Origin of the sequence: Mycobacterium sp. DL592, from assembly GCF_011694515.1 — a bacterium.
Classification (GTDB): domain Bacteria; phylum Actinomycetota; class Actinomycetes; order Mycobacteriales; family Mycobacteriaceae; genus Mycobacterium.
The window spans coordinates 4680086-4694080 of the sequence record NZ_CP050192.1; the positions used below are offsets into that span (position 1 = coordinate 4680086).

The following is a 13995-nucleotide window of genomic DNA, read 5'->3' on the forward strand; positions in this document are numbered from 1 at the left end:
ATGTCCCCCGGAAAGGCGCTACGACGATGACGTCGAATGTCGACTTGCCCATTCCCGTGCCGGTGCCGGATGTGCCAGGTGCCGACGCCGGACGCGGCGGACTGCCGGCCCGCTCGGACCTGACCCTGCTGCAGCGCACCGTGGTCGACACCTCCGCGATCGCCGACCTCGCTCTGCGCACCGCGATCTCGTCGCTGGTCGGCGCCACGCTGCTGCCGACGATCACCACGGGCCTTCTGCGCGGGTCGCAGGCCAAGCGTGAGCGCGACAACCTCGGGTTCTACGCCGAATTGGGCAGCCACCACGACCCTGCGCTGTCGTTTCCTGCGCCCACCGCCTCGCCGGCGGTGACCAGCCGGCCCGCCAACGCCATCGCCGAATACATCGCGCACGGCAACGTCCACAACATCTCGTTCGAGAGCAGCTTCGAACCCGTCAACCCTGCGATGCGGCCGCAGTGGAAGAAGTTGGAGCGCAACAACACCGTGTGGGCCCAGCATTGGCGCCACGGTGACGGCCCCCGGCCCACGCTGTGCGTCATTCACGGATTCATGGGGTCGGCGTACCTGTTCAACGGACTGTTCTTCTCGCTGCCGTGGTTCTACCGCACCGGCTACGACGTTCTGCTCTACACCATGCCTTTTCATGGCCGGCGCGCCGAAAAGGGTTCCCCTTTCAGTGGTTACGGGATTTTTGCGCAGGGCATGGCGGGATTCGCCGAGACGATGGCGCAGGCGGTCCATGACTTCCGGTCGGTGTTGGACTGGTTGGGTGACACCGGTGTCGACCGCATCGCGCTGACCGGCATGTCACTGGGCGGCTACACCTCGGCACTGATCGCCTCGGTCGATGACCGCCTGGAGGCGGTGATCCCGAACGTTCCGGTGGTCACCCCGGAATCCGCGTTCGACCAGTGGTGGCCGACCAGCAAGCTGGTGGCACTGGGCCGCAACCTCGGCGGCATGAGCCGCGAGGAGTCGGTGGCCGCCTCGGCCTACCACTGCCCCCTGAACTACCAACCGCTGGTGGCCAAGGAGCGGCGGCTGATCATCACGGGGCTGGGCGATCGGCTGGCCCCGCCCGAGCAGGCCGAGGCACTGTGGGAACACTGGGATCGTTGTGCGCTGCATTGGTTTCCCGGTAATCACATCCTGCACGTCAGCCAGCCGGAGTACCTGCGGCGCACCAACCGGTTCCTGCGGCCACTGATGTGGGACGAGCCCGACGTTCGGGTCAGTTCTTGACGGCGCTGACCAACGTATTGGTTCGCACCATCGGGAAGGCTTCCGTGCCGGGTTCGGGGAGCGGGCGCTGCAGCTCGGCCAGCAGGTCGTACAGCGGTGTCGGTTGGGCGTTCCATCCGTGGGCGCCGAACCACTCGGCGGCCGGTGCGATCATCTCGTTGTAGATCAGGGTGAAGAAGGTGCCGTCGGTACCGGCGGCCCGCTCGGCACGTTTGGCGGCCTCGAATGCCTGATCCGGCATGGGCTCACCCTCTTCGATTGCCGCGAAGCTGCCCGGGGCGGCCAGCGCGTCGATGCCGGCGAACAGCGTGCCCTGGGTGTCCGCGGGCAGATAGATCATCAGTCCCTCGGCCAGGAACGCCGCGGGCTCCTCGGGCCGAAAGCCGTTGTCTTTGAGGGCCTGCGGCCAGTCCGTCCGAAGGTCGACTGCGATCTCGCGGCGTTCGGCTCTGGGCCGGTCGCCCCGGCGGGTCAGCACCTCCCGCTTGAAGTCGAGGACCTTCGGCTGGTCCAGCTCGTAGATGACCGTGTGCTCCGGCCAGTCCAATCGGTAAGCGCGCGAATCCAAACCAGCGGCCAGGATCACCACCTGGCGGACACCGGCGGCCACCGCAGCCTGAAAGTAGCTGTCGAAGAAGTGCGTCCGAGCCGCCTGGAAGTTCACGAAGTGGGTGCCGAACTCGCTGGCGAGCTTGCTGGCTGTCGTCGTCCCGTCGAGGACCTCCGACCAGTGCCCGCCGACCGCCCGGCAGAACACCTCGGCGTACTCGTCGACCACCAGCGGGTCGGGCTTCTGCGCTTCCAGCGCCCGCGCCGCAGCGACGAACAGAGCCGTCGACCCGACGCTGGTGGTGATGTCCCAGGTGTCATCGTCACTACGCACGTCCGCGAGGGTACGCGCGGAATCTGACAGCCTTCAGACCAGTGGCCGCCCGGTCCGCATCCGCCAATCCAGATCGCGCAGCAGCACATTGAACGGGAACTCCCGAATGAACCGGGGCGCCAGATCGTTGCCGAACTTGATGACCCTCATCAGCCGGTCGAACCGACGCTGCTTGTCCGCATTCCAGTCGAAGTGCATCTCGTCGCGGAACTTCTGTGGCAGGAAACCGGTGGTGATCAGAAGGTTCACGCTTTCCAGGGAACGCTGGATCGGGCCCGGCAGCCGCACACCCCGGATACGCGACACCGCTATCGGATACAGGTACTCGCGCACGGCGTCGCTGATGTGGACCTGGTCCAGCGACTCCTGCCAGTACCGGTCGAACGCCTGACGGTCGGCCGGCCACATGGATTCGGGAACCTGCAATGTGGTGGCCAGCGTTCTGGCATCCCAGTAATGACGGTCGGCGGTTTCGTCATCCATCTCTCCGATGAATGTCCGATAGACGTCGACACCGCCCTTGTAGAGGCAGGCGGCCACCCAGAGCTGAAGGTCCTTGTCGAACGCGCTGTACTGCACGGGGCTGTCGTCGGTCGAGTAAACCTGGGCGTGCGATTTGCCCACGGCACGCCGGTACGCCTTCTTCTGCTCCTCGGTGCCGCGCCTGGCCACGACGAGATAGGTGAACGTGGTCCGGGCCCGTTTGATCGGGTGGCGGTCCGCGCGACCACTTTCGACCCGACTCTCCATCACGCCGTACCCCACGCCTGGGCGGGCGAGTTCCATGATCACGTTGGCCGCACCCGCCAACAGTGCAACGCCCATGAGGTCGTCGGAGGGGCCACGACGCCGGACTGGGCGCCGGGCAAGCGGCGGTGCGCTCACGGCACGCTCGACGTGGCTGACGGGTTCGCTGATCGTCACTGCTGCCTCACCTGTCGCGTCATCTGAGAACCGATGTTTCCTGATATTGCCGGTTTCCTGTCACCGGTGTCAAGATGACGTGATGACGCAGGCAAGGCCGTACGGCGGCGTGGACGCCGCCGACCGGCTGGCCCGGCGTCGGGCGAGCCTGCTATTGGCCGGGATGGAGCTGCTCGGCGGCGACACCGACCCGGCTGAGCTGACCGTTCGGGGCATCTGCCGCCAGGCCGGGGTGGCCACCCGCTACTTCTACGAAAGCTTCGCCGACAAGGACGAGTTCGTCGCCGCCGTGTTCGACTGGGCGGTCGCCGAGTTGGCCGCGACCACCCAGGCGGCCGTGGCGGCGGCGCCGCAGGCCGAGCAGAACCACACGGGTATCGCCCACATCGTGCACAGCATCGAGCACAACCCGCGCCTGGGCCGGCTGTTGTTCAGCGCCCAGCTGTCCAACTCCACCGTGGTGCGCAAGCGCCAGGAGTTGGGCCCGCTGTTCGCGGTCTTGTCGGGCCAGCATGTGGAGACGACGCTGAACCGCCGGGCCAACGATCGGATCAAGGCGTTCGCCTACTTCGTCGTCGGCGGCGTCGGGCAGACCATCAGCGCCTGGCTGGCCGGTGACATCGGCCTGTCGGCGGCTGACCTCATCGACCAGATCACCGCGATGATCGACGAGGTCGGTCATCCGCGACTGTTCGGAGACTAGGGCGCGGCGTGCATCCGCGGCCGGCGGTCGGCCGCGGTCTTCGGCACCGTCGTCGCCTCACCCTCGACGAATTCTTTGGTCCAGCAAGCGAACTCAAGCAGGATGCCGTCCGGGTCGGTGAAGTAGAACGACCGCACGTACACCCCGGGATGCACGGTGCGTGCCGCCTGCGACGGGCTGTTGTCGTGGTTGAGCACCGGCCCGACCCGCACGCCCTTGTCCTTGAGGCGCTGGCGGTACTCGTCGAAACGCTCGGTGGGCACATGAAAGGCGATGTGGTTCATCGAGCCGACCGCGGTGACGATATCGCCGACGCCGGGCAGTGCCGCCGGTGTGGTCTCCCCCGTGTGCCCGTCCGGTGCGTCGGTGAACCAGAAGAACGCCACGCAGTCACCGTGGCCGGCGTCGAAGAAGAAGTGCTGGCCCATACCGTTGGGAAGATCGAGTGATTTGATCAGCGGCATCCCGAGCACGCCGGTATAGAAATCGACGGTGCGCTGCATATCAGCGCACACCAACGCCACGTGGTTGATCCCGCCGAGTTCGAACTCCCGGTTGGTGAAGTTGGGCCTGATCATGAACTGCTCCCGGTTGTGCCGCACGGTCACCTCGAAAGTAGCACCAGCCGGTGTGCTGATTGCCCAGGTCAACATGCTTTCGAACGCAACTTCTTGCCGGTAACGCGCGCGAGCGGATGTCCAAGATCAGGCGTGCACCGCGACGTTGGCGAATATCGTCTCCTCAGCGATCCACGCCCAAGGAGGCCCTCACCATGGCAACGCCTGGAGTCGTTCGTGAGTTCGTCGGCGTCACCTCACCGACCGCCCGCCGGGCCGGCGCGGGCGGCCACCCGTGCCAGGGTCTGTACCACCGGGGCGTGGGACGCAAGCCGAAAGTGGCGATCATCGCCACCCACTACCAAATCGACTTCTCCGAGCACTACCTCGCCGACTACATCGCCACCCGCGGCATCGGCTTCCTGGGCTGGAACACCCGCTTCCGCGGCTTCGAGAGCAGCTTCCTGCTCGACCACGCGCTGGTCGACATCGGCGTCGGCGTGCGCTGGCTTCGCGACGTCCAGGGTGTGGAAATAGTTGTACTGCTAGGCAATTCGGGCGGCGGCTCGCTGATGGCTGCATACCAGTCCCAAGCCGTCGAACCCAACGTAACGCCACTGCCGGGCATGCGACCGGCGGCCGGGCTGGGTGAGCTTCCCGCGGCCGACGGCTACGTCGCCAGCGCGGCCCATCCGGGACGTCCCGAAGTGCTGACCGCCTGGATGGACGGGGCGGTGGTCGACGAGAACGACCCGGTGGCCACCGATCCCGAGCTTGATCTGTTCGACGACCGCAACGGTCCCCCGTTCTCGGCCGACTTCGTCGCGCGCTACCGCGCCGCGCAGGTGGCCCGCAACCACGCGATCACCGACTGGGCCGAAACCGAACTCAAGCGCGTGCAGGCGGCGGGCTTCTCCGACCGGCCGTTCACCGTGATGCGCACCTGGGCCGACCCCCGAATGGTGGACCCGACCATCGAACCCACCAAACGTCAGCCCAACCTCTGCTACGCCGGGGTGCCGGTCAAGGCCAACCGCTCAGCGCACGGCATCGCCGCGGCGTGCACGCTGCGCAACTGGCTGGGCATGTGGAGCCTCAAGACCGCCCAGACCCGCGCCGAGCCGCACCTGGCCCGCATCAGCTGCCCGGCCCTGGTGATCAACGCCGAGCAGGACACCGGGGTGTTCCCGTCCGACGCCACAAGGATCTTCGACGCGCTCGCGAGCGCCGACAAAACCCTGGTCTCCATGGACACCGACCACTACTTCACCACGCCGGGGGCGCGCAGCGAACAGGCCGATACCATTGCGCGATGGATCGGCAAGCGGTGGCATTGAGCGTGCTCGCGCACTTCCTGCCGACAGACACTGTCTTGGAAGTCGTTACGCCCGAATCCGATTGGCTCGACGTCCGGTGGTGCCACGAAGACGACGACGCCACCCTGTACCGCGAGCTACCGCAGGCTGAGGCGATCTGGCACGTGCTGCGCCCATTGTCCGGCGACGACCTGCGGCAGGCGCCGAACCTGCGCCTGGTGCACAAACTGGGCGCGGGGGTCAACACCATCGACGTCGACACCGCGACCGAACTCGGTGTCGCCGTGGCCAATATGCCCGGCGCCAACGCTCCGTCGGTCGCCGAGGGCGCCGTCCTGCTGATGCTGGCCGCACTGCGCCGGCTACCCCACCTCGACCGTGCCATCCGGCAGGGCCGCGGCTGGCCGACGGACCCGACCCTGGCCGAGACCGTCCGCGACATCGGCAGCTGCACCGTCGGCCTGGTGGGCTACGGCAACATCGCCAAGCGCGTCGAGGCGATCCTGCACGCGATGGGCGCACGGGTGCTGCACACCAACACATCCGACGACGGCAGCGACAGCTGGCGCCCGCTGGACACCCTGCTCGCCGACAGCGACATCGTCAGCCTGCACCTGCCGTTGACCGCCGCCACCGACAAGCTCATCAACCGGGCCGCCCTGGACCGGATGAAGCGGGAAGCCCTGCTGATCAACACCTCTCGCGGTGGAGTCGTCGACGAAGAAGCCCTCATCGATGCGTTGCGCAACGGCCGGCTTGCCGCGGCCGGGCTGGACGTGTTCGCCGTCGAACCGGTGACCGACGACAACCCCCTGCTGCAGCTGGACAACGTGGTACTCACCCCGCACGTCACCTGGGTCACCCGCGACACCATGCGCCGCTACCTGCTCGAGGCGGTCGACAACTGCCGGCGACTACACCAGGGGCAAGATCTGATCAACGTCGTCAACGGGAGGCAGGATGGCAAGCGCATCCACCGCTGAGCTGTCGCTGGAAGCGCGCACGCTGCGCAAGGTGATCATCCGCGCCGTGCCCTTTCTGATGGCGCTGTACTTCGTCAACTATCTGGACCGCACCAACCTCGGCATCGCCAAGGCCGACATCAGCGAGCACCTGCAGTTGACGTCGACCATGTTCGGGCTTGCGTCGGGCATCTTCTTCATCGGCTACGTCCTGGTCGAGGTGCCGTCGAACCTGGCGCTGGAGCGGTTCGGTGCCCGGCGCTGGCTGGCCCGCATCGCGGTGTCGTGGGGAATCGTCGCGGTAGCGATCGGATTCGCGCCCAATGCCGCCACCTTGCTCGTCCTGCGGTTCTTGCTCGGCGTGGCCGAGGCCGGGCTGTTTCCGGGTGTCATCTTCTATCTCACCCGGTGGTTCCCCCGCGCCTACCGGGCCCGCATCGTGGCCATGTTCATGATGGCCAGTCCGATCGCCGCGGCCGTCGGCACGCCGATGTCGGCGTGGCTGATCTCGGCAGGCGAAGGCACGTTCGGTTTGGCCGGCTGGCAGTTCATGATGATCGCGGTCGGTCTGCCGGCGATCGTCCTGGGCATCATCTGCTGGTTCTACCTCACCGACCATCCGGCCGACGCCCACTGGCTGGCACCCGAGGAACGGCAATGGCTGATCGGCGTGCTGTCCGCCGAGGAGCGAGAAGTGGCCGACACCTTCAACTTTCCGCTGCGCCGGGTGCTGACGAGCCCGCGGATCTGGGCGCTGTCGGTGGTGTACTTCGGCATCGCCTACGGGCTGTACGCGCTTGCGTTCTTCCTGCCCTCGATCATCACCGGATTCAAGAAGACCTTCGGCGTCCACCTGTCGATCGTCCAGGTCGGGCTGATCACCGCGGTGCCCTACACGTGCGCGGCCATCGCCATGTACCTGTGGTCGCGTCACGCCGACCGCACCCGAGAGAACGTCTGGCACGTCGCGCTCCCGATGTTGCTGGGCGGCTTGGCAATTCCGGTGGCGTTGTACCTGCACAGCCCGCTGCTGGTGATGATCCCGGTGAGCATCGCCGCCATGGGCGTCTTCAGCGCCATCCCCAGCTTCTGGGCACTGCCCGCCCAGTTTCTCACCGGGGCAGCGGCCGCAGGCGGGATCGGGCTGATCAACTCCATCGGCAACCTCGGCGGCTTCGCCGCGCCGTACGCAACCGGTGCGCTCAATCAGTTCACCGGGAACGACAAGGCCGGCATGTGGGCCGTCGGCATCTTCATGGTGATCTCCGCGGTCGTCGTCGTGGTGTTGCGTGCCACCCCCGATCCGAGGACCGCCGAGTCTGCGCCCAGATCGTGATCCCGGCGGCGGGCCGCCGAAACTGAGATCTGACCGCAGACTCGATTCTGTTCGCGGGTACCCTCGGTCCCAACCCACCGGTTATTTGACATGGTCAGCCGACACAGGAGTCTGTGAACATGCCCATCGCCATCACCCCCGAGCACAACGATCTCGCCGATTCAGTGAAGTCCCTGGTGGCGCGCGTGGCGCCGTCGGAGGTTCTACACGACGCGCTGGAGAACCCGATCCCCAACCCGCCGCCGTACTGGCGGGCCGCGGCCGAACAGGGCCTGCACGGCCTGCACCTCTCCGAATCGGTCGACGGGCAGGGTTTCGGACTGCTCGAACTCGCCATCGTGCTCGCCGAGTTCGGTTACGGCGCGGTGCCCGGCCCGTTCGTGCCGTCGGCGATCGCGAGCGCACTGATCTCGGCCAACGACCCCGACGCCAAGCTGCTCAGCCAGCTCGCCTCCGGTGAGGTCATCGCCGCCTACGCACTGGAGTCGGAGCTGACCGCCAGCGAGCAGGGCGACGGGCTGGTCATCCGCGGCGAAGCGCGCTCGGTGCCGTCCGCCGCGCAGGCCTCGGTGCTGGTGCTGCCGGTGGCCATCGGAAGCGGTGTCGAGTGGGTGGTACTCGACGCCGCCCAACTGGAGATCGAATCGGTCAAGTCGGTCGACCTGCTGCGGCCGGTGGCTCACGTGCGCGCCAACGGCGTCGAGGTCAGCACCGGCCAGCTGCTGTCGAACCTGTCCCAGAGCGCCGGGCGGGCCATCGTCACCACCCTGTTGTCGGCCGAAGCAATCGGCCTGGCCCGCTGGGCCACCGACACCGCGGCGGAATACGCCAAGATTCGCGAACAGTTCGGCCGCCCGATCGGTCAGTTCCAGGCGGTCAAGCACAAGTGCGCCGCGATGATCGCGACCACCGAGCGCGCCACCGCCGCGGTGTGGGACGCCGCCCGCGCTCTGGACGAAGCGGTCCAGAAGAACTGGGACAACGACGAAACGAACTACGAGTTCGCCGCCGCCGTCGCCGCGACCCTGGCGCCCGTCGCCGCCCAGCAGTGCGCGCAGGACTGCATTCAGGTGCACGGCGGTATCGGCTTCACCTGGGAGCACGACACCAACGTCTACTACCGCCGCACCCTCGGCCTGGTCGCGGCGTTCGGCCGATCCTCGGACTACCAGCAGAAGGTCTTCGACACCGCCACCACCACGGGCATGCGGCCGGTCAACATCGACCTCGACCCCGAGACCGAGAAGCTGCGTGACGAGATCCGCGCCGAAGTCGAAGCGCTCAAAGCGATTCCGCGCGAACAGCGCACCACCGCGATCGCCGAGGGCGGCTGGGTGCAACCGCACCTGCCCAAACCGTGGGGCCGCGCGGCCAGCCCGGTCGAGCAGGTCATCATCGCCCAGGAGTTCAGCGAGGGCCGGGTTCGCCGCCCGCAGATGGGTATCGCGGCCTGGCTGATCCCGTCGATCGTCGCGTTCGGCACCGACGAACAGAAGCAGCGCTTCCTGCCGCCGACGTTCCGCGGCGAGATGATCTGGTGCCAGCTGTTCTCCGAGCCGGGCGCCGGGTCCGACCTGGCCAGTCTGACCACCAAGGCCACCAAGGTCGACGGCGGCTGGCGCATCACCGGCCAGAAGATCTGGACCACCGCCGCGCAGTTCTCCCAGTGGGGCGCACTACTCGCCCGCACCGACCCGAACGCACCCAAGCATAACGGCATCACCTACTTCCTTCTCGACATGAAAAGCGAAGGCGTGGAAGTCAAGCCGCTGCGCGAGCTCACCGGCAACGCGCTGTTCAACACGGTGTTCATCGACGACGTCTTCGTCCCTGACGAACTCGTCCTCGGCGAGGTGGACCGTGGCTGGGAGGTCAGCCGCAATACCCTTACCGCAGAGCGTGTTTCGATCGGCAGCAGTGAGCCGGGCTTTTTGGCCAACCTCGACGGCTTCGTCGAGTTCGTCACCGAGGGCCACTTCGACCAGGTCGGGCATCACCGGGCCGGTGAGCTGATCGCCGAAGGGCATGCGGCCAAACTGCTGAACCTGCGCTCGACGCTGCTGACGCTGGCCGGTGGTGACGCGATGCCGTCGGCGGCGATCTCCAAGCTGCTGTCGATGCGCACCGGGCAGGGCTATGCGGAGTTCGCGGTGTCATCGTTCGGTATCGACGGTGCCATCGGCGATCCCGAGTCGCTACAGGGTAAGTGGGCCGAGTACCTGCTGGCCAGCCGCGCCACCACGATCTACGGCGGCACCTCCGAGGTACAGCTGAACATCATCGCCGAGCGGCTGCTCGGTCTGCCGCGCGACCCGTAAGCTGCGCCGAGATCGACGAAATGTAGCCGAGCACTCGCACTTTCGCGCCCGTTCGTTGGTTTGGGCGCAAAGGCAGGCGGTCGGTTACTGGATTTCGATCTGCCGCAGTTCGCGTTTGAGGATCTTGCCGGTGGGGTTGCGCGGCAGCTCGGTCAGGAAGACGACCTCGCGCGGAACCTTGTAGCGCGCAAGGTGTTCGCGCACATAGTTCTTGATAGCGTCCTCGGTGGTCTCGGCCTCTTCCTTGAGGACGACGAATGCCCGCAGGCGGGCACCCCACTCGGGGTCGTCGACCCCGAGGGCGGTGGCTTCGATGACGTCGGGGTGGCCGCTGATGAGGTCCTCGACTTCGGCCGGGAACACGTTCTCGCCGCCGGAGACGATCATCTCGTCGTCGCGGCCGCTGACGAACAGCAGCCCGTTGTGGTCGAAGTAGCCGACGTCACCGGAGGACAGCAGACCGTCGATGATCTGCTTGTTGCCGCCGCCGGTGTAGCCCTCGAACGGGAAGCTGTTGCCGACGAAGATGCGGCCGACCTCGCCCTGGGGCACCTCGTTGCCGTTGTCGTCGAGGATCTTGATCCGGGTGCCCCGGACCACCGAGCCGACGGTGGCGGGGTTCTTCTTCAGCTGTTCCGGGCCTGCGATCGTGGCCAGTGCGACTTCGGTTGAGCCGTAAAGGTTGTAGACCACCGGACCGAGGAGTTTGAGTGCTCGGGTCGCCAGTTCGGCGCCCAGTTGGGATCCCGACACGAACACGATCCGCAGGGACGACAGGTCGGGCTTGGTGTCCATCTTCTCCAGGGCGTCGAGCATCCGGGACAGCATCACCGGGACGACGACGATCGCGGTCACCTTGTGGGTGGGGATGTCCTCGAGCACGGTGACCGGCTTGAACTTGCGGCGCAGTACCAGGGTGGAGCCCAGTGTGAGAGCGATCGTGGCGTGCAGGTAGCCCAGCGCGTGGAACATCGGCGACGGCAGCGACGTCACCTCGCCGGCTTTGAACGGAACACTCGAGAGCACACCGCCGATCGGTGCCAGGGTCGGCGGGGTGTGCCGGGTCGCGCCCTTGGGCGTGCCGGTGGTCCCGCTGGTGAGGATGACGATCGAGGACCGCCTGGTGGCCTTCGGCGCGGGTGCGCTGCTGCTGCGGGCGATCAGTTCGGCCAGCGTCTCGTCGGTGCTGCCCGACGGCTCCGGCTTGTCTGGGTTGCTGCCCAGCGCACGCACCTTGCCCAGCGGCGGCTCGGACAGTTTGACGGCCTCGGTGTACTCGTCGTCGTAGATGATGACCCGCGCGCCTTCGCGCTCGGAGACGTCGCGGATCTGTGGACCCGAGAACTCGGTGTTGAGCATGATCGTGCGGGCCCCGACCCGGGCGGCGCCGTAGTTGGCGATGACGAACCAGCGGTGGTTGCGCGCCAGGATCGCGACCCCGTCACCGCCCTTGACACCCATCGCCAGCAGACCGTTGGCCACGGCATTGACCGCGTCGTCGAGTTCCTTGCACGTCAGGGAGCCCTCGTCGTCGATGACGGCCAGCCGGTTGGGGGTGCGGCGGGCGTTGAGGGCGGGCACCATCCCGATCTCGCCCCACCGGCGGATGTCGGCGACCATGCCGACCAGGTTCTGCGGTGGCTCGAGCCCGAACGCCCCGGACTCGATCATCTTCTGCAGGTAGTGCAGTTCGGCGGCGCCGCGGTCGGCCAGCGTCTGGACCTTGGCCAGCGCCTTCGAGGGCAGGTCGTTGAGACTAGGCATGCCGCCACCCTAGGTGAATCAGGTCGCGGGCCGTGCGGAATGCGCCCGTAACTAGCATTGCGTTATGGAGGGCTTCATCGGCGTCGGGGACCGCCAGGTCAGCGTCAGCCATCCGGACAAGGTGGTGTTCCCGGGTGTCGACGGCCGAGACCCGGTGACCAAGCTCGACCTCGTCGACTACTACCTAGCCGTGGCCGACGGCGCGCTGCGCGGGGTCGTCGACCGGCCGATGATCCTCAAACGGTTCGTCAAAGGCATCACCGAGGAGGCGATCTTCCAGAAGCGCGCCCCGGAGAAACGTCCGGACTGGATCGACGTCGCCGAGCTTCGTTACGCGCGGGGAACCTCGGCCAAGGAGGCCGTGATTCACGAACCCGCCGGGCTGGTGTGGGCGGTCAATCTGGGGTGCGTCGACTTCAACCCGCACCCGGTCCGGTCCGCCGACCTCGACCACCCCGACGAACTGCGCATCGACCTGGACCCGATGCCCGGCGTGACCTGGCCGCAGATCCTCGACGTCGCACAGGTGGCGCGCGAGGTGCTCGAAGACCACGGCCTGACGGCGTGGCCCAAGACGTCGGGCTCGCGCGGCTTTCACATCTACGCCCGTATCGCCCCGCAGTGGCCGTTCAAACAAGTTCGGCTGGCCGCCGAGACGGTGGCCCGCGAGGTGGAGCGGCGCGCACCGGAGTTGGCGACGAGCCGGTGGTGGAAGGAAGACCGTCAAGGCGTGTTCGTCGACTTCAACCAGAACGCCAAGGACCGCACGGTCGCGTCGGCGTACTCGGTGCGGGCGACGCCCGACGCCCGGGTCTCGACACCATTGGTGTGGGACGAGGTTCCCGGCTGTCGGCCCGAGACCTTCACCATCGCGACGGTGCCGGCGCGGTTCGCCGAGCGCGGCGACCCGTGGGCGGGTATGGACGAGGCTGTCGGCTCGCTGGACGGGTTGCTTCGGCTGGCCGAAGAACTGGGCCCGGCCGAGAAGCCACCGAAGGGCAGCAAGCCGCTGATCGAGGTGGCGCGCACCAAGACCCGTGACGAGGCACTGGCTGCCCTGGCGGTGTGGCGGTCCCGCTATCCGGAGGCGGCGGCGCTGCTGGCGCCGACCGACATCCTCGTCGACGGCATGCGCGGGCCCAGTTCGATCTGGTACCGCATCCGCATCAACCTCGAACACGTGCCCGCTGCGCAGCGTCCGCCGCAGGAAGCCCTGATCGCCGATTACAGTCCCTGGGAAGGGTATTCGGGTCGTCAGGCCCCCTCGGCCCAGTAGGCCTGGGCCTTGATCGACGTGCGCGGAATGCGGTAGTCCTCGCGTAGCACCTTGGCGACGGCCCGGGTGGTGCGGTTGTCGGTCGCGACCCAGCCGAAGTGGTCTTCGGCGTCGTAGGCGGCCGCGCTGACGGCGTCGACAAGGGCTGCACCGGTCTCCCCGCGGTCTATCCAGACGACGCCGGCGTCCCGGGCGACCGGAAGTGTCCGGTCGTCGTCGTGGCCGGCGCCCAGAAAGACTTTCGCCGGCGTATCGCCGATGGCATCGAGAAGGGTGTTGATCGCGGGCAACGACGCGGTGTCACCGACGATCAGGTATCCGGCCGGCTGTGGCACCGGGAGGGTGAAGTTGCTTCCCAGCACGGTGGCGCCGATCGTGTCACCGGGCCGGGCCGCACACGCCCACCGGGATGCGATGCCGTCGTGCAGCGCGAATTCGATGTCCACCGAGTCGTTGTCGGGGTCGGCATTGACCAGGGTGTAGCCGCGTTGGTGCAGTTTGGCGCCGTCGGGAAACCACATCCGCACCCACATGGTCGGATGGACGGGACGGTCGGCCAGCAGTCCCCCGGCGGAAAAGTTCAGTCGCAGAAAGTGTTCGGTGATCTGCTCGCGGCCGGTGACGGTTAGTTCGTAGTCGCCGGCCCGCAGCAGTTTGAGCATGGCGCCCTGCCAGCCGCGGGACAGTTTGGTGTCGGTCATCGGTTCTCCAT

12 protein-coding genes are annotated in these 13995 nt (G+C 67.2%); 7 read left to right on the forward strand and 5 right to left on the reverse strand.

The annotated features are described in order from the left end of the window. Positions 1 to 26 precede the first annotated feature (26 nt). A complete protein-coding gene (locus HBE64_RS22565) occupies positions 27 to 1244 on the forward strand; it encodes a S9 family peptidase (protein ID WP_167107441.1) in 1218 nt (405 codons plus the stop codon). On the opposite strand, the gene HBE64_RS22570 is transcribed toward HBE64_RS22565, so the two are convergent. Together HBE64_RS22570 and HBE64_RS22575 are read right to left on the reverse strand one after the other, a co-directional pair. Then, a complete protein-coding gene (locus HBE64_RS22570) occupies positions 1234 to 2127 on the reverse strand; it encodes a class I SAM-dependent methyltransferase (RefSeq protein ID WP_167107444.1) in 894 nt (297 codons plus the stop codon). The genes HBE64_RS22565 and HBE64_RS22570 overlap by 11 nt on opposite strands. Positions 2128 to 2160: 33 nt before the next feature. Then, positions 2161 to 3051, reverse strand: a complete 891-nt coding sequence (locus HBE64_RS22575; protein ID WP_167107447.1) for an oxygenase MpaB family protein — start codon at positions 3049 to 3051, stop codon at positions 2161 to 2163. Between the two features lie 82 nt (positions 3052 to 3133). On the opposite strand from HBE64_RS22575, the gene HBE64_RS22580 reads away from it, so the two are divergent. Then, entirely contained in the window at positions 3134 to 3754 is a 621-nt protein-coding gene (locus HBE64_RS22580) for a TetR/AcrR family transcriptional regulator (protein ID WP_167107450.1), read from the forward strand. Here the strand turns inward: HBE64_RS22580 and HBE64_RS22585 are convergent. Next, entirely contained in the window at positions 3751 to 4332 is a 582-nt protein-coding gene (locus HBE64_RS22585) for a VOC family protein (protein WP_167109558.1), read from the reverse strand. The genes HBE64_RS22580 and HBE64_RS22585 overlap by 4 nt on opposite strands. Before the next feature lie 194 nt (positions 4333 to 4526). On the opposite strand from HBE64_RS22585, the gene HBE64_RS22590 reads away from it, so the two are divergent. The 4 genes from HBE64_RS22590 (at position 4527) to HBE64_RS22605 (ending at position 10243) form a co-directional block, all read left to right on the forward strand. Continuing rightward, positions 4527 to 5648, forward strand: a complete 1122-nt coding sequence (locus HBE64_RS22590) for an alpha/beta hydrolase (protein WP_167107454.1) — start codon at positions 4527 to 4529, stop codon at positions 5646 to 5648. Beyond that, positions 5624 to 6610, forward strand: a complete 987-nt coding sequence (locus tag HBE64_RS22595; protein WP_208300530.1) for a 2-hydroxyacid dehydrogenase — start codon at positions 5624 to 5626, stop codon at positions 6608 to 6610. The genes HBE64_RS22590 and HBE64_RS22595 overlap by 25 nt, the downstream gene beginning before the upstream one ends. After that, positions 6588 to 7925, forward strand: a complete 1338-nt coding sequence (locus HBE64_RS22600) for an MFS transporter (protein WP_167107457.1) — start codon at positions 6588 to 6590, stop codon at positions 7923 to 7925. The genes HBE64_RS22595 and HBE64_RS22600 overlap by 23 nt, the downstream gene beginning before the upstream one ends. A gap of 119 nt (positions 7926 to 8044) precedes the next feature. Continuing rightward, a complete protein-coding gene (locus HBE64_RS22605) occupies positions 8045 to 10243 on the forward strand; it encodes an acyl-CoA dehydrogenase (protein ID WP_167107460.1) in 2199 nt (732 codons plus the stop codon). Positions 10244 to 10327: 84 nt separating this feature from the next. On the opposite strand, the gene fadD2 is transcribed toward HBE64_RS22605, so the two are convergent. After that, positions 10328 to 12007 carry a long-chain-fatty-acid--CoA ligase FadD2 gene (fadD2, locus tag HBE64_RS22610; RefSeq protein WP_167107463.1) on the reverse strand — a complete coding sequence of 560 codons (1680 nt, stop codon included), beginning with the start codon at positions 12005 to 12007 and terminating at the stop codon, positions 10328 to 10330. 64 nt (positions 12008 to 12071) lie between these two features. On the opposite strand from fadD2, the gene HBE64_RS22615 reads away from it, so the two are divergent. Further along, positions 12072 to 13283, forward strand: a complete 1212-nt coding sequence (locus HBE64_RS22615) for a DNA polymerase domain-containing protein (protein ID WP_167107466.1) — start codon at positions 12072 to 12074, stop codon at positions 13281 to 13283. Here the strand turns inward: HBE64_RS22615 and HBE64_RS22620 are convergent. Further along, positions 13262 to 13984 carry a siderophore-interacting protein gene (locus HBE64_RS22620; protein ID WP_167107469.1) on the reverse strand — a complete coding sequence of 241 codons (723 nt, stop codon included), beginning with the start codon at positions 13982 to 13984 and terminating at the stop codon, positions 13262 to 13264. The genes HBE64_RS22615 and HBE64_RS22620 overlap by 22 nt on opposite strands. Positions 13985 to 13995: the final 11 nt, after the last annotated feature.

Coding starts and splice junctions, on each gene's coding strand:
- HBE64_RS22565 (WP_167107441.1), top strand. CDS start 27: ATGACGTCGAATGTCGACTTGCCCATTCCCGTGCCGGTGCCGGATGTG.
- HBE64_RS22580 (WP_167107450.1), top strand. CDS start 3,134: ATGACGCAGGCAAGGCCGTACGGCGGCGTGGACGCCGCCGACCGGCTG.
- HBE64_RS22585 (WP_167109558.1), bottom strand. CDS start 4,332: ATGATCAGGCCCAACTTCACCAACCGGGAGTTCGAACTCGGCGGGATC.
- HBE64_RS22590 (WP_167107454.1), top strand. CDS start 4,527: ATGGCAACGCCTGGAGTCGTTCGTGAGTTCGTCGGCGTCACCTCACCG.
- HBE64_RS22595 (WP_208300530.1), top strand. CDS start 5,624: ATGGATCGGCAAGCGGTGGCATTGAGCGTGCTCGCGCACTTCCTGCCG.
- HBE64_RS22600 (WP_167107457.1), top strand. CDS start 6,588: ATGGCAAGCGCATCCACCGCTGAGCTGTCGCTGGAAGCGCGCACGCTG.
- HBE64_RS22605 (WP_167107460.1), top strand. CDS start 8,045: ATGCCCATCGCCATCACCCCCGAGCACAACGATCTCGCCGATTCAGTG.
- fadD2 (WP_167107463.1), bottom strand. CDS start 12,007: ATGCCTAGTCTCAACGACCTGCCCTCGAAGGCGCTGGCCAAGGTCCAG.
- HBE64_RS22615 (WP_167107466.1), top strand. CDS start 12,072: ATGGAGGGCTTCATCGGCGTCGGGGACCGCCAGGTCAGCGTCAGCCAT.
- HBE64_RS22620 (WP_167107469.1), bottom strand. CDS start 13,984: ATGACCGACACCAAACTGTCCCGCGGCTGGCAGGGCGCCATGCTCAAA.